Below are 19751 nucleotides of genomic sequence, written 5' to 3' on the forward strand. Positions count from 1 at the left end.
ATGCCAAACCATGAACTCAGTTATCGCAGCAACTTATTAAAATCAGCTAAAGCTGTCATCCATGTAAGCGTGCTCCTGATTTGGATGTTTGCAACCGGGATACTGTTTGGGCCAACTTTTTTTGTCTGCGCCGAGGACGAAAAGTCGGTGCTTTTTATCAGCTCCTACAGTGAAAGCTTTGTCTCGGTTCCTGACCAGATAACGGGCATCCGATCGGTATTTGACGAACAAAAGATCAAACTGGAAATTGAATATATGGATACCAAACGCCTCGATACTCCGGAGAACAAAGAGGTTTTTTATCAGAGTCTGAAATTCAAATTGGCCCAGCTGCCACCCTATGATGCGGTGATTGTAGGAGATGACAATGCCCTTCAGTTTGCCCTCGACCATCAGGCCGAATTGTTTTCTCAGATCCCGATTGTTTTTCTTGGTGTAAACGATGAAACCCGGGCCCGACAAGCTGCGGCCGATCCTTACATCACCGGTATTATTGAGCGGATCTCGATAAAAGAAACGCTGGAGATCGCCCGGGTCTTTAACCCCCGGGCTACCAAGGTAGTAGGGATTGCCGATGAAACTCTGACTGGTCAGGGCAACCGTCAGCAGTTTAAATCCTTACGCCAGAGCTTTCCGGAACTGACCTTTTCCACCCTCAATACGCCCAACTACAGCTTTGATGAGCTGGGGACAGAACTGGAGAAATTGGGGGATGACACCATTTTACTATTTTTGGATATGAACCCGGACAAGACCGGGGCTTACATGGAGTTTGAAAAAGCGGCAGCTTTTCTGAACCAGCATACCCAGATCCCCGTTTATCGGGCTTCGGTGGGAGGCGTCGGTTATGGACTGATCGGCGGAAAAATGGTGGATTATCAGGCCCTGGGCAAAACAGCGGCCGAATTGGTCAGCGACATTTTGGCAGGAACCCCGGTCGCATCCATCCCAATGGTTGAAGAGACCCCCTATTTTTACATCTTCGATTATGAATTGATCAAGCACTATCAGATTCCGGATCACCTGATTCCGACTGATGCGGTGCTGATTAATAAAACCGAACATCCACTGGATAAATATCGCAACCTGATTTTGGCCACTGCCATTATTGTCAGCTTTCTGACCTTGGTAACGCTTTTATTAATTTATGATAATCTGAAGCGCCGAAGCATCCAAAAAGCCCTGGTGGCCAGCAATGCTAAGCTTACAGCGACGTACAAAGAACTGGAAACGGTGGAAGGAACCCTGCGGCGGCAATATGAAGTGATGGCCGAGCATGACCGGGAAGTCGGCGAACTGAATCAGAAGTTTGAGCTGGCCATTGAGGGCACCAACAGTGCGGTCTGGGAGGTAGATCTCACGTCCAAAACGGTTTCTTTTGCTGGGGACTGCTCCCGGATTATCAATCGAATCCTCAGTAACCATTGTCATGTCCACTATTGGATGGATGTCGTTCTGGAGGCCAGTCATCGTGAGCGTTTGATTACAGAGGTCAGCAATTACCTTCTGGGTAAATCAGCCCAGATCAATATTCAGGTACTGACGGCGGGCGACGACACACAGCAAAAATGGTTGCTGATCCGTGGCAAAGGGATCAAATCGGCAGACGGCAATTTCTGCAAGCTGCACGGGATCTTGCTGGACAATACTAAATTCAAACTTCAGGAAGAACAGATAAGGCATCTGGCCCGACATGATTTTTTAACCCAGCTGCCCAACCGGATGAGCTTTCTGGTGCAACTGGAAAAAGAACTGGCGGCTGGCCATACCGGGGCGGTGCTGCTCCTGGATATTGATAATTTTAAAAGTATCAATGACACCCTGGGCCATCTCTTTGGGGATCAATTGCTCAAGCTGATTGCCTGCCGGTTGCAGTCAATCGCTGACGAGAACATGATGGTGGGTCGGCTCGGCGGTGATGAATTTCTGATCCTGATCACCAATAAATGCCATCAGGCCGATATTGAAGCCTATGCCAATAAGATTTTGAGCGCTTTCGATGAAGCCTTCCGGCTCGACAGCCGGGAAGTTTTTGTCAGTATCAGCATGGGTATTTCCTGCTATCCCTATGATAGCAGTGCGATGGATCAGCTGATTATGAATGCCGATACAGCCATGTACGAGGTTAAGAACCGGGGCAAAAATCACTATATGTATTATCATCAGGAATTGAAAAAGGCCATGAGCCGTAAAATCGAAATTGAAGCGATGCTCAGAGCGGCATTAAAGAGCGACGGTTTTAAACTGGTCTATCAGCCCCAGGTGGATTTGGACAGTGGTCAGATCAGCGGCTTTGAAGCCCTGCTCCGAATCAAAGAAAGCCGCCTCGGTCCGGACCAGTTTATTCCGGTAGCCGAAGAAACCGGCCTGATCAGTGAGATCGGCCGCTGGGTGATCCGGGAAGCGGTGGCCCAGATTGCCCGCTGGCGCAATCAGGGACTGGCGGAAAAACCGGTAGCCATCAATTTTTCCAATCGTCAGTTGCAGGACAAAGAGTATGTTGGCTATATCATCACACTGCTGCATCAGCATCATGTCGAGCCCCGGTTTATTGAGATTGAGATTACCGAAAGCATCTTGATGGAAAACGATGGCCAGACGAAGGAGTTTCTAAAAGGGCTTAAAGATGCCGGGCTGGCAGTGGCCCTGGATGATTTTGGCACCGGTTATTCATCGCTGAATTGTCTGACATATCTGCCGGTCAACAAAATAAAACTGGATAAATCAATCAGTGATCAGTTTTTACAGGGCAACCGGATCAAGGTGATAGAAAGCCTGATCCTGCTGGCTCACAGTCTCAATTTAAAAATCATGGCGGAGGGTATTGAAGAGTGGGACAAAGTTGCCGTTCTCAAAAACAGTGACTGTGATGGAATTCAGGGCTATGTTTTCAGTAAACCGCTGGAACCGGCCGAAATCGCCGTGATTTACAACCACAATCTACTCACCAAGCCGCTACAATAAAAATCCCCGCAGCATCACTTGAGATGCGACGGGGATTTTGTCGGTACTGGTTTATATTTTCTATTGGGGCAGCTGATCCAGACCTTTTCGGCCCTGTTTTAAAACCAGCACCATGTAGAGAATGGCTGCCGCGGCGCCAATCAGATAAGAGAGGATATAACTGTTGGGGTTGATGCCTATCGTCGGGCCCAGTCGGGGTTCGAGACCCAGACCAATCGGGGCATGGCAGATATAAGAGATCACGATAAAGGTGTAAAACATCCCCGGGAGCAGGGTAATCCAGAAAATCTTGTGTTCAGTCATTAAATAAACCGCCGCCATCGCCAGGGCGAAGATCGCCACAAACTGGTTGGTAAAACCAAAATACTGCCATAACAGATTAAACCCATTGGGGGCGGTCTTGGCAAAAACCAGAATCACAACCGCTGGGACAAAAATTCCCAGAGTTGTCAGCAGTCGATTTTTGATGACGGTCTGATCAATGTTGAAGGCTTCTCCGACCATCAGTCGCAGCGACCGAAAGGCGGTATCGCCGGAGGTAATCGGTAGCACGATAACCCCGAGAATGGCGAAGAACGCCCCAATCGGGCCCAAAAATTCCTGGGAGATCAGGCCCACCATGGCGGTGGCGCCGGTACTGAAATCGACACCGCGACTAAACAGCACCATCGCCCCGGCCGCCCAGCACATGGCGATAAAGCCTTCCAGGATCATCATGTTGTAAAAGGTCCCGCGCCCCTCTTTTTCGGCAGTAATGGTCCGCGAAATCAGCGTCGACTGACTGCCGTGAAAGCCCGAGAGGATGCCGCAGGCGACGGTAATAAAGAAGACCGGAATAAATTGCTGACCCAGGGGATGTTGGGGCAGGGTCGACCAGGACAGGTTCAGGAGATTGACACCACCATCCATCATGATGCCGGTAAAAACCCCCAGCGCTGAAATGATCAGAATAGCCCCAAAAATTGGATAGACTCGGCCAATTATTTTATCGATGGGGAAGAAGGTGGCGATTAAATAATAACCAAAAATGACCGCATAAACGATCCAGATGGTGGTGTTCTGGGCACCGGCATCCTTATTCAGAATATCCCTGGCAATCAGATCGCCGGGGGTGTAAATAAACACCACCCCCACCAGAAAAAGCAGCAACCACAACACCAGGGTATAAAAACGCTTGATCTGCGGGCCCAGATACTTGCCCACCAGCCGGGGCATCTGGGCGCCGCCGTTGCGGATCGAGATCATCCCGTTGAAGTAATCATGAACCGAGCCAGCCAGAACGCAGCCGATGGGAATCGTAATAAAGGCCAGCGGGCCGAACAGAATCCCCTGGATCGGTCCCAGCACCGGGCCGGTCCCGGCAATGTTGAGCAATTCGATTAACTGGTTTTTCCATTTGGGCATGGCCACAAAATCGACCCCATCGGCCTGGCTGATCGCCGGCGTCTGGCGCGTATCCGGGGCAAACACCTTTTCGACCAGTTTGCCATAGAAAAACCCGCCTAGAATTAAAATTAATAGTCCGATAATAAAGGTAATCATGATGCCTCCTCTGCAGTTGTCAGGCTTTTGTCGTAGAAAAAAAGCCCTAAGCTCAACCACGGTTTCATTTTAACATTGCGTTAAATCGCCGTCAATCCGGAATACTGCCCTATGTACGGATAGGTTGGTTCAGGTGAAGGCGGCGTAAGTTAAAATCCCCAAAAGTTTCCATTGCATCCGAGGTGATGGGGGTGTAAAATCGGACTTAGATTGAAAAATGAGGAGCGTGTTATGAAAATAAAAATTACCGCAATTGTTTTATCGGTTTTGGGGATAGTGACGCTGGCCGGTTGTCGCCGCAACCACTAACACCAGCAGCGAGGCTGCCGCAGCTAAAGAGGAGACCCTCTTCCAGGCATCGACGATCAATTCCCTGCTGGCCGGGAATTACGATGGTTTTATGACTTTTGGGGAATTAAAGCAGCATGGCGATGTCGGCATCGGTACCTTCAACGCCCTGGATGGCGAGCTGGTGATGATCGACAATACGGTCTACAAGGTCAAGGCCAGCGGTGCCGTGGAGGAAGTTCCAGACACCGATACCACCCCCTTTGCCGCAGTTACCTACTTTGACGAGGATGCGACTAAATCACTGGGACCAACCGCCAGTCTGGAAGCCCTGGAGCAGGAACTGGACAAAATGATAACCGACCCGAAGGCCTTCTATGTGTTCCGGATCGACGGCACCTTCAACACCATCAAAGCCCGTTCGGTGCCCAGCCAGATAAAACCTTATCCGGTGCTTTCTGAAGCCGTCAAAAACCAGTCGATCTTTGACTATCAAAAGATCAGCGGTACCCTGGTCGGCTTGTGGTGCCCGGCCGATATCGGCGGCTTGAATGTCAAAGGCTACCATTTTCATTTTATCGCCGATGACCGCAGCAAGGGCGGCCATCTGCTTGATGTCAGCTTTGACAGCGCCACTGCCTTTGTCGATCAAACCGACGGCTTTTTCATGACCCTGTCGCCATCCACCCCGGAAGGAACCGTAACGGATGCCGACTCCGCCATCGATGCTGTCGAAAAATAACCAGATTCGAAGCTATCTTAAAAAGACACTCGTAGGAGTGTCTCAGACTGTCAAAAAAGATAACCTAGTACCGACAATTGTTACATCATTTTGTCCGCATCGGAGCGGACACGGCATCGCCTGTCCGATTCCGCAGCGTACAACAGATTAACAAGGGTCTGACCCCTTGGTCATTGGTCGGCACGGGAGTTTATCGACAACCTCAGACACTCGCGGGAGTGTCTTTTTTGTGCTCAAGATCCCGGTTCCCGCAGGGCAGTACAGAATCGGGTGATGCCGGTGGTGATTTCGGCAAAGGTTAGGTGAGCGTAGCCGAGGAGGATGTCGCTGCCGTAGGGTGTTGTGTTGCCAAAAACGTAGTTTTCAATGGGATAGACCCGGACTTGTCGGGCATTAATGCGATCGATCAGTGGGGGAGCAAAAACAACGCCGTTAAAACGGACAACCATGTGCAGCCCGGCGGCATGGCCTTTGATTTCAAATTCAGCCGGATAACAACGGGATAATTCAGCGATCAGGTGCTGGCGTTTTTTAGCATAGATTTTTTTCATCCTCCAGATGTGTTTTTCCAGCCCACCGCTTTCAATAAATTCGGCCAGGGCGTACTGGGTCAGGGCTTCGGTATGAACGTCGGAATATTTTTTAAGCTCCAGGTAAGGTTCGATCAGTTGATCCGGGAGAATCAGATACCCCAACCGGATAGCCGGGGTGAGGATCTTGCTGAAGGTCCCCAGGTAAATGACCCGGTCAGGACTTAGCTCATAAAGGGATGAAACCGGCTGGCCTTCAAAGCGGAATTCACTGTCATAGTCATCCTCCAGCAGATACGTATCATTGGCGATGGCATACTGGATCAGTTTCTGACGGCGTTGGATCGGCAGGATGCCACCCAACGGATATTGATGGGAAGGGGTCGTATAGACAAAGGCCGGGTTCGGATGGGCGTTGAGGCTATCAGTCAACAGACCCTGATCATCCACCGGGATCCCAATTAAATGGAGTTTTGCGCGCTCAATAATCTGGCGCAATCCGGGATGGGTGGGATCTTCAATCAGGACCGCTTGCCGCTGATCCTGAAATAACGCGACGATCAGGGCCAGACCCTGGGTCGAGCCAGAAACGATCATAATCTGGTCGGGATGACAGGTGAGTCCCCGGGTGCGTCGCAAATAGGCGGCAATCGTCTGGCGCAGCCTCATCACCCCGGCGCTGGGATGATAACGAAAAGCGGCTTCAGGAATCTGATCAAGACTGCGCTGATAGGCTTTTTTCCACGCCGACAGCGGAAACCGGGACGAATCAATGACGCCGGACTGGAAATCAATCACTGCGGATGGCGGTACTTTTGTTGCGATCATCGTGGCAGCGCATTTTTTCGTAGCGGTGTCCGGGGGGATCGAAAATACATCAATGCCATTGGCGACCACCGTCCCCGATCCATGATTTCCAATCAGGTAGCCCTCGGCAATCAATTGATTGTAAGCTTCCAGAACGGTGCTGCGGGAGATCCCCAGATCAGTGGCCAGCTGCCTGGTTGATGGCAGCTTCTCGGCCGGTGCCAGCTGGCCGTTTAAAATCAGGTGTTTGATCTGCTCATAAAGCTGTCGCATCAAGGGGCGGTCATTCTTTTTATCAAGATTAATCCACATTGCGTTCCTCCAAAAGTGGTTTGCTAAAAAAACCATTTAAGTGGTTATTTACAAACCACATCAATCTGGTAAGATTTTATCATAATCATATAAAAGAGAAAAGAGGATTATTATGGGAGAAAAACTCCGCGCCTATGTGGATTTGACAGTGGCGATGGCAATCGCCGGCAGTGCGGTTGTGGTCAGTAAAATGATGGTGGCAAGGGTGCCGGTTTTTTTGGCCACCGAACTGGGGATTGCCATCGGGCTGGTCTTTTTGCTGCTGGTCACCTTTGTGATTAAAAAAGAACACCACCGCCTGGATAAAAAATCCGTGGTGGTATTGTTGGGTCAAGCCCTGGCCGGGATTGTGTTCTACCGGGTCTTTATTTTCTGGGGGCTACAGCTGACATCAGCCGCTAACAGCGGTTTAATTTCCAGCTCTGGACCGGCCATTGTGGTGATTCTGGCGTTTTTTATTTTGAAAGAGAAGATCTCAAAAAATAACGCCATCGGTCTGGCGTTTGTTATTGTCGGATTACTCTGTATCAACCTCTTCACCTATTTTGCGGAAGGGACCCTTGACAGCTCGGTGCTGGGGAATTTTCTGATTCTGATTGCCGTTATTGGCGAGGGCTTATTTTCGGTGCTCAGTAAAATAAAGTGCATCCCGATGTCCTCGGTATACCGGACAACACTGGTGGCGGGAATGGCCTTTATCTGCTTACTGCCCCTTGCCATCCACGACGCCTGGGGCTATCCGTTTGCCAAAATGTCGCTTCAGACTATTTTGTGTATTGGCTATTACGGGATCTTTGTCTCATTTATATCGTATGTCCTATGGTTTCGGGGGATTGCTAAAGTTGCAGCCAGCAACGCGGCGATCTTCATTAGCGTGGTGCCGGTCAGCAGCATTATTCTGGCTGCCATCCTGCTCAATGAAAAAATCCAGCTCAGTCATCTGCTGGGGATGATCCTGATCGTCTGCGGCATTCTCATCGCCACCCAAAAATCGCCAGCGAGCGCCAGCAAAATACCTGTTCCAGAGCTAAAAAACATTACGGCTGAAACGATCGAAAGCGATTGATCCCGCGATTAGTGCCGTTTGCCAGAATAACGGCGAAGTTCAACCGCAATCACGGAGGTTTGCTCGAGGATCTGCTGATCAAAGCTGAAATCGTCCCGGCCGGTCTGCTGTTTCATAATCGCCTGTAAAGCCTCAGCCTTTTGCCGCTAAGCATCGTCCAGAAAAACCGCCTGACCGGTGCCGATAAAACTTTCAAAATAGCAGCTGTAATCACAGCCCTTTTCGCCGCTGATCAGCTCTTTCATCTGATCCATCTCGATACAGACCTGGTTATTCTGTTTCAGGATCTCTGTTTTGCGGCCTTCCCTGGCACAGTGCAGAAAGATGGTAATGACGGAATCATCCTGGCGATAGCCAAAATTCAGGGGCACCACATAGGGTTGGCCGTTGTCCACCATGGCCAGCCGGCACACCTTACAGCCGTTAATAATTTCAATAATCTCCGTTAGTTTGGTTACTTCCCGATTTTTACGTCGCATTTGTTTCCTCCATTTGTTTTTATTTAATAGGTAATTGCGAAACAGCCGTGAGCTTTGCGCCCAGTTTCGCACGAAACAATTGTTACACTGTACGGCGGACAGTTCTCTGAACTGTTCGCCTACACGTTACAAAACTGTTTGTGGAAACTGCACTCAAAGCAACCATTGTTCGGTGTTTTTTCATTTCGCAATTACCTATTTTTATTTAATCATTAAATTATAACTTATCGTACCGATTTTGATGCTGGCAGTCAAGCAGCTATTTCTGATTCGTATCATGACTATTCTTGTGTTTATCGTGAAAGAAGTTTATAATTAAGAAAAAATTATAGTTATCGAGGAAGACCAGAACCATGGCGAGTCACCGTAATTCTAGCGAAACAAAAGCCTCCAGTGAAATAAAAGCACTCAAAGCAATCCTGTGGGTGTATATCATCCTCTGCCTGATCATTGCCGGGCTCAATTTCGGCTATGTCAGTCGGGCTACCCCGGAAGTGGCCGCCTTTATCGCCTGGCTGTGGGGTTTTTATGAAAACTGGGTCAAGACCAGTTTTATTGTTATTGGTAGCTTTCTGACCCTGCGGATTATTGGCGCATCCGGGCGGACTGAGATGCGCAAACGCAATCTGACCGGTTTTATCGTGATGGCTTTGGTCGTTCATATTGTTGGCCCGATTCTTTTAGATAATCAGGAACTTTACTTTTTTGCGATGCCACTTCCCTGGACCACCATCCCCTTACAACTGATGGACCCCAACACCGCCTTTTATCTCAAATACCTGCCGGTCTTTGGCCTCACTGGCATCGCGCTGGCGCTGGCCTTTTATCTGCTTATCACCATCGTTGTTCTGGTCGGAACGCTGCTTTGGGGACGGCGCTGGCAGTGCGCGACACTGTGCCTGTTCAATGGTTTTGCCAGTGAGGTTTTTGATCCGGTAATGCCCTTGCTGGGAACCCGGAAAAAGCTTAAGGCCCGCGGCTTAAAAGTGTTTGCCATCCTGCGTTGGCTGTTTCTGGCAGTCGCCATCGGTTTTACCGTCTACTGGGTGCTCTATCTGTTGGGTCTGCCGCTGGCCAACAGCGAGACAGTGGCAAAAATCGAAACCTATAAATACCTCGCCGCTGAACTGTTGATGGCGATGTTTTTCTGGGTCGCCTTTTGCGGTCGCGGCTACTGTTATTATTGCCCTCTGGGAACGGTGGTGGGCCTGCTTGGCAAGCTGGTTGGTCAGCAGATCACCACCAATCAGAGCAACTGCATCCAATGTGGCCGCTGCAACGTTGCCTGTCCAATGGCCATCGATTTAAAATCCCGTGCCGCCACCGGCCTTCCGGTATCCGAGCTGCGCTGTGTCGGTTGCGGTCACTGTGTCGACAGCTGCCCCACCAAGACCCTAGCATATTCAACCCGGTTTCTCGAGCGCTTTAAAAATAAAAAGTAAGAGAAAGAACGAGCTAATAAACTAACCCCGTACCGACAATTGGTCGGTACAGTATCTTACAGCAACCTCAGCAGGCCGTCGGACGATCCGCCGGCCTGCTTTTTTATGCTTTTTACTGAATATTCAAGTAAGTTGTTCATAATGGGGTATGAAAAAAGAGAAAACGACGGAAAGGCACAGCAGCAGTGAATAAAAATTTGAGTAGGAGGCAAGAACATGGCAGAAATTTATGTTGATGTGAGAGGCGAAACCTGTCCGGTTCCTTTGGTAGAAATGCGTAAAGCCGTCAGAAGGGCGCAACCGGGGGATGTCATTGCGATTACCGGGAACAATGCCGCCTCGAAAAAAGAAATCCCGATGGCCGCCGATGCTTTGTCGCTGGCAGTCACCAGCATTGAAGAACAGGACGGCACCTGGACCATAAAAATCCAAAAGTAAAGGAGGCTTTTTCATGGCGGACAAAACAACCATTATTGTTCAGAGTGGTGATATGGATAAACTGTATAGTGCTCTGATTGTGTCCAATGGCTCACTGGCGATGGGGATGGAGGTATCCCTGTATTTTACCTTCTGGGGATTGCTGCGCCTGAAAAAAGGCGGCCTGGAAAAAGGGCCTTTATCGAAAATGCATTTTCTGGGCTTGGGAAAAAAGATGATGCTGGGACGGATGAAAAAAAATAATGTCGCTTCCCTGGAACGGCTGATGGCTGATTTTAAGGAACTGGGCGGCAAAATCATCGCCTGTGAAATGACCATGGACATCATGGGTTTAAAACGATCCGATCTGATCGAAGACATCATTGACGACTATGGGGCCGTCGGAACCTACATCCAGGAAGCCCGACAGTCAGCGATTACCTTGTTTATCTAAGGGGGGGACTCATGGAAAACGTGTATTATTTGGATAATGCCGCCGCTACCCGGCTGGATGAGCAGGTGCTGGAAGTGATGAAACCGCTATATTTTGACCGTTACTCGGTGGCGACCTCGGAATTTGGTTATTCGTTGGGGGTTGAGGCAAAAGAAGCCCTGGATGATGCCAGAACTAGGCTTGCAAAGGCCCTGGGCGCCAACAGCCAGGAGTTTATTTTCACCTCCGGCAGTGCCGAGTCCAGTAATTTGGCCTTAAAAGGGGTTGCCAAGGCTTTGGGGGCAAAAAAAGGTAAACACCTGATCGTCTCCAAAATTGAAGACTTTCCAGTGCTGTACAGCGCCAGAACCCTGGAAAAGGAAGGCTTCACCGTCGATTATCTGGACGTCGATGGGGATGGTCTGGTGGATCTTAAAAAACTCCAGGCGCTGATCAGCCCGGAAACCATTTTGGTCTCGGTTCAGCATGGTAATCAGGAGATCGGCACCCTTCAGGATATCAATGCGATCGGCAAAATCTGCCATGATCAGGGGGCACTCTTTCATACTGACGCCACCCACACCTTTATGCGTGTGCCTCTGGATGTCAACACCATTGCCGTTGATCTGATCACCGTCTCGGCTCATACCCTGCATGGTCCTAAGGGGATTGGTGGACTCTATGTAAAAAAAGGCACCACTCTGGCTAAAATAATGGATGGCGGTTTTCAGGAGTTTGATCTCCGCGGCGGGATGGATAACATTCCCGGTGCCGTCGGCTTTGCCAAAGTGGCGGAACTGGTGACGGCGGATGAAAACATCCGGCTGGCAGCAATGCGGGATCACATTATCACCATGGTGAGCGAGCAGATCCCTGATGTTATCCTAAACGGTCATCCCCGGCAGCGGACGCCCCAAAATGCCAATATCACCTTCCATTATGTGGAGGGGGAATCGATCACCCTTCATCTGGACATGTATGGCATTGCCGTCAGCACCGGTTCGGCTTGTTTTAGCCGCTCCCTGGAAGCCAGTCATGTGATTGCCGCCATCGGTGGTGACCATGAGCGGGCTCACGGCTCGATCCGGATGACAGTGGGTCGCTTCAATACCATGGAAGAGGTGGTTTTTGTGGTGGAAACGCTGAAAAAGGTGGTTGAGAACCTGAGAAAAATCAGCCCCCTGGGAAAGGAATAGGAGGAAATAACAATGGCAAGTCCTTATAACGATCTGGTCCTGGAACATTTTAAGAATCCCCGCAATACCGGGCGGATTGAAGATCCCGATGGCAAAGCAACCGAAGGCAGTCCGGCCTGCGGCGATATGGTGTCACTCTATTTAAAGGTCGATCCCGAGACCAAGAAGATCGATGATATCAAATTTGAATCTTACGGTTGTGCCTCAAACATCGCCACCGGTTCGATTATTACCGAACTGGCCAAAGGCAAAACCATTGATGAAGCCAAAAATATTACCTGGCAGGAAGCCTCGGAAGCCCTGGGCGGGCTGCCCAAAATCAAGGCTCATTGCTCGGTGCTGGCAGTGGAGGTGTTGCGCTCGGCAATTCAGAATTATGAAGAAAAGCACGGCCTGGTTACTGAAAAGGTCGCCACTACCGAAGAAATTGTCAGAAAACGCTTAAAGAAGGTCATGAATCCGATCAAAGGCCTGGATATGGTGGCTACTCATCTGGTCAAGGAAATTGATATCACCGGTGGCGTGGTTCGGATCGTCATCGATCTCCCCGAAACCCATCAGTTTGCCAACGCCATCAAAGAAGACGCAGTGGAAAAAATCGAATCCCTCTGGGATATCGATCAAGTCATCGTCGAGTTTACCGACTGATAATTGATCGGTACGGTAGTTTATCGCCAATAAAAAAGAGCAACCTGTTAAAGCGTTGCTCTTTTGCCGCTAACGGGCAGTTTTTGAAACAGCAATAATACTTAAGGTCAGAGCTGCGGCGCCCATTACCAGGGCAACCATACTGGATACAAAAGCGGCTACTTTCATCGAACTACCTCCTTATTCGTTTTTTTCAGTTGGTTTCAATCCTCGTCGTAAAAACCACTCATGGAATAATCTTCAAGCGCTTCCAATAAAAAGACCAGACTTCCGGTCATGCTTTCGGCGGTAGTAACGACAATTTCTTTTTCTTCTTCGGTCAAATCCATGAATTCTTCTTCAAGATCACATAGACGTTTAATTAGAAATAATAATTCTGTTTTCATACTTCTCCTGTCCACTGTCTTTTCTAATTATAATACTATCGGCTTAGCAAAGAAATTGCAAGAAAAATTGTACTTAAATGGTTTAATCGATGCTTTTCAGCAGTCTTGGGCCCGGCTGACGATGATTTTCTGCCATAAGGATGGGAAAACTGCTATAATGATCTTATCGCAGACAAAGGAGAAAATGCAATGAGTAAAACAAAATGGCCGGGATCGGTATTACTGGCCCCGGTACCTCCGGTGTTGGTAACCTGTGGCGAGGCCGCATCAGAAAATATCATAACGGTGGGCTGGACCGGGGTTCTCAATACCAAACCGCCGATGACCTATATTTCGCTGCGGCCCGGTCGCTTATCTTATGAAATCATTACCGCCACTCGGGAGTTCACCATCAATTTGTCGACTGTAGCGCTGGTCAATGCCGTCGATTTCTGCGGGGTGCGTTCCGGCCGTGACATCAATAAATTTGAACGGATGGGTTTAACCACACTCCCCGGCGATACGGTAAAGTGTCCGATGCTGGCGGCCAGTCCCTTAAGTATGGAATGTCGGGTCAAAGAAATCATCCCACTGGGCACCCATGATCTGTTTATGGCCGAGATTCTGGCGGTCCATGTGGCGGACGCCCTGATTGATGAGGGCGGCAAACTCCATCTGGATCAGGCCGATCTACTGGCCTACGTCCACGGCGAATACTTTGGGCTGGGCGAAAAAGTCGGCAGTTTCGGTTATTCGGTTCGCAAAAAGAAAAAGAAGAAACGACCCGCACAGCAAAAATAAACCTCAAACGATGGGCGTAAACCCATCGTTTGAGGTTGTCGAGAAATACCGTACCGACCAATTATCAATCTATTGTTTGCTTGCGCCATGCGAAATCCGCTACGCTCCTTTCGCCTTGGTCGCGGGCAGTCGCCAACTATAAGAAAGCTTATGATTGGCTCGTTGCCTGCGCGCAGAATCGGACAGGCGATGCCGTGTCCGCCCCGATGCAAACAATCAGATTATTAATTGTCGGTACTGGGTTATCAATTGGTCGGTACGCAGTCTACAATCAAACCCTTTTATAGCTTGGTAATCCAGCCTTCGGGTCCGGCCAGATCGCCCAGTTGGATCGCGTTGAGGGTATCGTAGAGTTTTTTGGTCACCGGGCCGACTGCGGTTTCGCTGTAGAAAACGTGCAGCCGGTTGTGATGGAAGATACCGCCGATGGGGGTGATTACCGCAGCAGTGCCGCAGGCGCCGGCTTCGGCAAAGATATCCAGTTCGTCGATGAAAACATCCTCTTCGGATACGGCCATCCCTAAAACATGCTCGGCCAGATACAGCAGCGAGTATTTGGTGATGCTGGGTAAGATCGAAGGGGAGTCGGGGGTGACAAAGCGATTGTCTCTGGTGATGCCAAAGAAATTGGCGGCGCCGACCTCTTCAATTTTGGTGTGCGTCGTCGGGTCCAGGTAGATGCAATCGGCAAAGCCGTTCTTAACGGCAATTTCATGGGCCAGCATCGAGGCCGCATAGTTGCCGCCAACCTTCTGTTGGCCGGTGCCGTTGCAGGCTGCCCGGTCATAGTCGGAGACCATAAAATTAACTGGCGTCAGCCCACCTTTGAAGTAAGCGCCGACGGGCATACAGAAAACCGTAAAGATGTATTCATTGGCTGGTTTAACCGCCATGCTATTACCGACCCCAATCATCATCGGGCGGATATACAGCGAGCCGCCAGTACCATAGGGCGGAATATAGGCTGCATTGGCCTTGACCACCTCGAGGCAGGCTTTGATAAAGGTCTCTTCAGGAATAACCGGCATTAACAGCCGTTGGCAGGAATCCTGAAAGCGTTTGGCATTCTGGTCAACCCGAAACAACTGAATCTCGCCATTTTTCGTCCGATAGGCCTTCAGTCCTTCAAAACACTGCTGCCCATAATGCAGACAGGGAGCTGCTTCACCCAGATGCAAAACATTATCTTCAGTCAAAACCCCTTCATCCCACTGCCCGTCTTTCCAGAACGACAGATAGCGATAATCCGTTTTGATATATTCAAATCCCAATTGATCCCAATTAATTTCTAATTTTTTAGTCATTTTTAGCTCCTTTTTAATATCTATCCTAATTGATTGCGAAATTTGAAAGAATCGAACAAACTATTTCGTAACGTGTCGGTGAACAGTACAAGAAAGTGTTGTGCGCCCTAGTGTAGAAATTGTTTGGTGTAACCGACAGCGAAGCCCATGGTAGTTTTTTAAATTCAGACAACCTGTTTGCTTCCCTAGACAAAGGACATCACCAGGCCCATGATACAACCCAATAATCCGCCCAGCCAGACAATGGCATTGAGTTCCTTACGCATGATTTCCAACAGCATTTTTTCAAAAGTCAGGACATCGTAGCCGTTAATCTGATCTTCAACCAGTTTTGACAAGTCCAGGGCGTGTATTAAGATGCCGATGTTTTTGTCGATCAGTTGATGATAGGTCGAAATAACCCAGGCGACAAATTCCGGAATCCGGTCTTCGTATTCAAGATAAAGGTCACAAAGCCGTTTATCGAGCAGATTGGTGCTTTCTTTTTCAAAGATGTTATCGAGAATACTCTCGCCTTTTTCAACCACCATCCGTTCGATGATTTCAGACATTTTAACCTTGGCAGAACTGATCAGATTTTCATTGATCAGCATCGCAAACATTGAACCTTGGAGATTGCTGACAATTTCGGTGACGGCGATTTCTGATAAGAGCGGCCCAAGTTCCATTTTGACCATCCGTTCATAAGAGAAACCGACCACTTTGTTTGTCACATCTGTGATGATCAGCGCACCGCGTTCGGTGCCGGAAAACGAGTAAAACAGCTCCCGCAGGGTTTCGTCGCTGGTGCTTTTTTTAGCAATCAGGCCATTGACGGCGATGGTGATCTTGTCGTCCATTTCCGGGGACAGCAGACCATTTTTGATGACGTCCTCATTAAGCAGATTGTTGGCCACCACGTCCCCGAGTGATTTGGCGATACGGGGTTTTTCTTTAGGGATTAAGCCCGGGGTAAAGGGCAAGGTCAACCCGAATACCTTGATGGCGTTTAAGGGGCGAAAGAGCATCCGAATCGCGATGCCGTTAGTGATCAGTCCGATGATGCCGCCCAGTAACGGACCGATAAAGAATGATAAATCCATGATTTCCTCCTGTCATGCCTTTTGATAGTTAGTTAATCAGAAACGGAACGAAAATTTTACGTCACGTTCGTAATGAACGCTTCCATTGTAACTAGTGTATATTTTAATCTTTTTAAAACATGCTGTCCAGTGGAATCATGAAAACCAGTAAGAAATGCATGATTTACTGGTATTTATGATTGTTTTTACTTTAGCAAGCTGATACAATAAAGCAAGAAAATTTTTGGAAGCAGAGGGAAATGATGAAAAATGAGAATTTAAAACGGTGGATCTACCTGTGTGTTGGAACCATCATGCTGTTGTTTCTGGGATTATTGTATGCCTGGTCAATTTTTAGGGCGCCGCTGAACAAGGTCTTTGAAACGTGGACGGTAACAGACTTATCACTAAATTTTACCATCTCAATTATCTTTTTTTGTATTGGTGGTTTTGTCAGCGGACAATTAACCCGCTTGATCAAAAACCGGACCATTGTTCTGATCGCGGCAGCGATGTTGTTTATCGGTTTCTTCGGGGTCTCGAAAATCGATCCGAGTCAACCAGAACAAAGTCTGATGATGTTGTATATCTTTTATGGGGTACTTTGCGGAACCGGCGTTGGTATGGGCTATAACTCAATTATTAGTGCGGTTGTACCCTGGTTTTCTGAAAAAGCTGGTTTGGCGTCAGGAATTTTATTAATGGGCTTTGGACTTGGCGGTTTGATTCTGGGAACGATGATCAGTTCTCTAATTGGCGACGTCGGCGTTTTGAACACTTTCTTTTATCTGGCGATCATGGGAGCAATTGTGATGGCTCTGGGCTCCTTCTTTATAAAAAAACCGGTAACTGCGCCCAAAAAAGCGGTAGCTGTTGCGGGTGAGACCAGCCAGAAAAAAGAATATACAGCCAGAGAAATGTTAAAAACCGGCGTATTCTGGACTTATTTCTTCTGGGGGATTATGATTACCGCATCGGGACTGCTGATTATTGGGAGTGCAGCAACCATTGCGGTGGCCTTTGGTGCACCGGCCCAGTTGGGGCTGTTGGTATCCGTTTTTAATGGTGGCGGTCGTGTTGTGATCGGAACGGTGTTTGACAAAATGGGCAGAGCGAAGGCTATGGGAATCAATACCATACTTCTGCTGGTTGCTGGCGTTTTCTTGTTTATGGGTGCCACGATGAATAATGTTATTTTCATCTTTATCGGGCTTTTATCGGTTGGGGTTACCTATGGTGGCGTGCCAGCTTTATCCTCGGTGGTGATCAATTCCAGTTTTGGTTCAAAAAATTATCCCCTTAATTTCAGCTTGTCCAATTTTTTACTGGTACCGGCGGCTATTATCGGACCAATGATCTCCAGTTATTTACTGCAGAACTCTGGCGGTAGCTATAGTTCGACCTTTATTGTAATTATAGTCTTCGCTGCCATTGCTTTGGTGCTGAACCACATATTAGGGATACAAAGTAAAAAACTAAGCCAGGCTTCAATTATCGCAGTGGGCGAGAATTAAGCACCACCTGCGGTCAGCAATTGGCCAAATTAAAACCCAAATTAAGGATGAGCTGTTAAAATTTGTCATAAGAATGAATGAATTTGGAGGGCAAATATGGAACTGAAGGATAAAATTTTAGCTTGTATGGAACAGCATGGAGCGCCGATGACTGCTGGCGAAGTTGAAAAAGCCTTGAAGGTTGATCGTAAAGAAGTTGATAAAGCCTTCAAACAGCTAAAAAAAGAAGAAGCTATTGTCTCCCCGGTGCGCTGCAAGTGGGAACCAGCCAAAAAATAACTAAAAAGAAAGGGAAACCTTTCTTTTTTTTCGAGCAGACTGGCTTTTGAGAGGTTTATTCGCTATACTGGTAGCAGCTATAATTGTTTGCAAGGGGTGCGGTGCCTCAATTAACTGAAGAAGGACAAAAAAGATGAAACATTTTATTGAATTTAAAGATGTACATAAGCGCTATCATATGGGGGAGGTAACCATTAATGCCGCTAACGGGATCAATTTTTTTATTGATGAGGGCGAATTTGCAGTGGTTGTGGGCCCCAGCGGAGCTGGTAAAACAACGGTTCTTAATATCCTGGGTGGGATGGACGATTGTGATGAAGGCCAGGTGATTGTTGGCGAAAAAGATGTTGCGGCCCTAAACCGTCGGGAGTTGGCCGAATATCGGCGTTACGACACCGGTTTTGTTTTTCAATTTTATAATTTGATTCAAAATCTCACGGCGGTTGAAAACGTCGAGTTGGCGACCCAGATCTGTCATGATCCGATGGATGCCGAAACAGTTTTAAAAAGTGTCGGCCTGGCAGAACGACTGGGAAATTTTCCTTCGCAGCTTTCCGGAGGCGAACAGCAGCGGGTGGCGATTGCCCGAGCTCTGGCTAAACGCCCCAAACTATTGCTTTGTGATGAACCGACCGGAGCACTGGATTATAATACCGGCAAGAATATTTTAAAACTGCTCCAGGAAACCAGCCGCAAAGAAAAGATGACGGTAATTCTGATCACCCATAATCAAGCCATTACGCCGATGGCCGATAAGGTTATTATCATGAAAAATGGTCAGGTTCAGAAGAGTTATCTCAATGAAAAGCCCTTATCTGTTGACGAGATCGAATGGTAGTCGGCTCACTACCCTCCGGGGCGCGCTTGCGCTTGATGGGTTTGCACTGGTAAAACTCCTGGGTCAGGGGCGCTTTGGATGCAGCTATCTGATATCCCGGGAAGATCAGGACTACGTTGCTAAAATATTTCACCCCAATGATGTCAAGCGCCGCAAAAGAAAACTGAACTGGGAAATTAAGTTTCTTAGAACCATCGACCATTCAGCCATTCCCAAATTGATCCAGGTCATTGATCGGGATGGTTGCTTTGGATTGGTGATGCAAAAAATGCCGGGGCAGACCCTCGAGGATTGGCTTGCGTGTGACTATGCCTTTGGTAAAAGCGAAATCGCCATTATTTTTTTTCAATTAATTGCGGTTATGGATTATCTGGCAGACCTTGGCATCAGCCATCGGGATATTAAAGCTGACAATATTTTATGGACCGGTGATCAGCTGTCTCTGATTGATTTTGGTTCGGCCAGAAAGATGTTGTCATTTGATACGCACTTTAATCCGGATTTTTGGGGGATCGGTGATGTTTTTATGCGCCTGGCATTAAGCTGCGAGGAAATTACAGCAAGTTTCAATAACGGCGGAATTGAACAGTTTGATCTAACCGAGGAAGAGCTTTTGGTGATCAAGCGGTTACTGCACATTGAAAAGCCCTATCCGAATTTTCGGGTTTTAAGAGCTGCCGTTAAACAGCACTGGACATAAAAAGGTGCATAACAGCGCTTGGG

Annotated in this window: 19 protein-coding genes; 13 read left to right on the plus strand and 6 right to left on the minus strand. The window is 48.4% G+C overall.

Annotated elements, in window-relative coordinates:
• Complete coding sequence (locus tag CHL1_RS08090) at positions 1-2964, plus strand: ABC transporter substrate binding protein (protein ID WP_250935962.1); 2964 nt, start codon at positions 1-3, stop codon at positions 2962-2964.
• Between the two features lie 60 nt (positions 2965-3024).
• On the opposite strand, the gene CHL1_RS08095 is transcribed toward CHL1_RS08090, so the two are convergent.
• Entirely contained in the window at positions 3025-4506 is a 1482-nt protein-coding gene (locus CHL1_RS08095) for a carbon starvation CstA family protein (RefSeq protein WP_070371466.1), read from the minus strand.
• Positions 4507-4906: 400 nt separating this feature from the next.
• On the opposite strand from CHL1_RS08095, the gene budA reads away from it, so the two are divergent.
• Complete coding sequence (gene budA / locus CHL1_RS08100) at positions 4907-5536, plus strand: acetolactate decarboxylase (RefSeq protein WP_250935964.1); 630 nt, start codon at positions 4907-4909, stop codon at positions 5534-5536.
• A gap of 233 nt (positions 5537-5769) precedes the next feature.
• Here budA and pdxR read toward each other — a convergent pair whose 3' ends face one another.
• Positions 5770-7185 (minus strand): MocR-like pyridoxine biosynthesis transcription factor PdxR, encoded by a 1416-nt coding sequence (gene pdxR / locus CHL1_RS08105; protein ID WP_250935973.1) that lies wholly within the window; start codon positions 7183-7185, stop codon positions 5770-5772.
• A gap of 112 nt (positions 7186-7297) precedes the next feature.
• Here pdxR and CHL1_RS08110 point away from each other — a divergent pair, with 112 nt between their 5' ends.
• Entirely contained in the window at positions 7298-8251 is a 954-nt protein-coding gene (locus tag CHL1_RS08110; RefSeq protein WP_250935975.1) for a DMT family transporter, read from the plus strand.
• Between the two features lie 146 nt (positions 8252-8397).
• Here CHL1_RS08110 and CHL1_RS08115 read toward each other — a convergent pair whose 3' ends face one another.
• The gene (locus CHL1_RS08115) at positions 8398-8730 is read right to left on the minus strand and encodes a pyridoxamine 5'-phosphate oxidase family protein (protein WP_250935977.1); all 333 of its coding nucleotides are present in this window, start codon (positions 8728-8730) and stop codon (positions 8398-8400) included.
• 353 nt (positions 8731-9083) lie between these two features.
• On the opposite strand from CHL1_RS08115, the gene CHL1_RS08120 reads away from it, so the two are divergent.
• The 5 genes from CHL1_RS08120 (at position 9084) to CHL1_RS08140 (ending at position 12866) form a co-directional block, all read left to right on the plus strand.
• Positions 9084-10172 carry a 4Fe-4S binding protein gene (locus CHL1_RS08120; RefSeq protein ID WP_070371462.1) on the plus strand — a complete coding sequence of 363 codons (1089 nt, stop codon included), beginning with the start codon at positions 9084-9086 and terminating at the stop codon, positions 10170-10172.
• A gap of 216 nt (positions 10173-10388) precedes the next feature.
• Complete coding sequence (locus tag CHL1_RS08125) at positions 10389-10610, plus strand: sulfurtransferase TusA family protein (protein ID WP_070371461.1); 222 nt, start codon at positions 10389-10391, stop codon at positions 10608-10610.
• Between the two features lie 13 nt (positions 10611-10623).
• Positions 10624-11043, plus strand: a complete 420-nt coding sequence (locus tag CHL1_RS08130; protein ID WP_026393244.1) for a DsrE/DsrF/DrsH-like family protein — start codon at positions 10624-10626, stop codon at positions 11041-11043.
• A gap of 11 nt (positions 11044-11054) precedes the next feature.
• Entirely contained in the window at positions 11055-12218 is a 1164-nt protein-coding gene (locus CHL1_RS08135) for a cysteine desulfurase family protein (RefSeq protein WP_250935979.1), read from the plus strand.
• A 12-nt stretch (positions 12219-12230) separates the two neighbouring features.
• Positions 12231-12866, plus strand: coding sequence for an iron-sulfur cluster assembly scaffold protein (locus CHL1_RS08140; RefSeq protein WP_250935981.1), 636 nt, complete (start codon positions 12231-12233; stop codon positions 12864-12866).
• 203 nt (positions 12867-13069) lie between these two features.
• On the opposite strand, the gene CHL1_RS08145 is transcribed toward CHL1_RS08140, so the two are convergent.
• Positions 13070-13252: a hypothetical protein gene (locus tag CHL1_RS08145; RefSeq protein ID WP_250935983.1), complete on the minus strand. Its 183-nt coding sequence runs from the start codon at positions 13250-13252 to the stop codon at positions 13070-13072.
• A 189-nt stretch (positions 13253-13441) separates the two neighbouring features.
• Between CHL1_RS08145 and CHL1_RS08150 the strand changes: the two genes are divergently transcribed.
• Entirely contained in the window at positions 13442-14032 is a 591-nt protein-coding gene (locus tag CHL1_RS08150) for a flavin reductase family protein (RefSeq protein ID WP_250935985.1), read from the plus strand.
• 281 nt (positions 14033-14313) lie between these two features.
• Here CHL1_RS08150 and CHL1_RS08155 read toward each other — a convergent pair whose 3' ends face one another.
• Together CHL1_RS08155 and CHL1_RS08160 are read right to left on the minus strand one after the other, a co-directional pair.
• Positions 14314-15354, minus strand: a complete 1041-nt coding sequence (locus CHL1_RS08155) for a branched-chain amino acid aminotransferase (RefSeq protein ID WP_276520494.1) — start codon at positions 15352-15354, stop codon at positions 14314-14316.
• A 167-nt stretch (positions 15355-15521) separates the two neighbouring features.
• A complete protein-coding gene (locus CHL1_RS08160; RefSeq protein ID WP_228880152.1) occupies positions 15522-16418 on the minus strand; it encodes a DUF445 domain-containing protein in 897 nt (298 codons plus the stop codon).
• Positions 16419-16657: 239 nt separating this feature from the next.
• On the opposite strand from CHL1_RS08160, the gene CHL1_RS08165 reads away from it, so the two are divergent.
• From CHL1_RS08165 to CHL1_RS08180, 4 genes are all read left to right on the plus strand, one after another.
• Entirely contained in the window at positions 16658-17911 is a 1254-nt protein-coding gene (locus CHL1_RS08165) for an MFS transporter (RefSeq protein ID WP_250935989.1), read from the plus strand.
• A 96-nt stretch (positions 17912-18007) separates the two neighbouring features.
• On the plus strand, positions 18008-18190 hold the full coding sequence (locus tag CHL1_RS08170) for a transcriptional regulator (protein WP_148638236.1): 183 nt from the start codon (positions 18008-18010) through the stop codon (positions 18188-18190).
• Between the two features lie 133 nt (positions 18191-18323).
• Positions 18324-19028 carry an ABC transporter ATP-binding protein gene (locus tag CHL1_RS08175; RefSeq protein WP_148638235.1) on the plus strand — a complete coding sequence of 235 codons (705 nt, stop codon included), beginning with the start codon at positions 18324-18326 and terminating at the stop codon, positions 19026-19028.
• Positions 18991-19728 (plus strand): protein kinase family protein, encoded by a 738-nt coding sequence (locus tag CHL1_RS08180; RefSeq protein WP_187389308.1) that lies wholly within the window; start codon positions 18991-18993, stop codon positions 19726-19728. Before CHL1_RS08175 ends, CHL1_RS08180 begins: the two co-directional genes overlap by 38 nt.
• Positions 19729-19751: the final 23 nt, after the last annotated feature.

It is taken from the genome of Acetobacterium wieringae (assembly GCF_023700225.1).
GTDB classification, from domain to species: domain Bacteria; phylum Bacillota; class Clostridia; order Eubacteriales; family Eubacteriaceae; genus Acetobacterium; species Acetobacterium wieringae.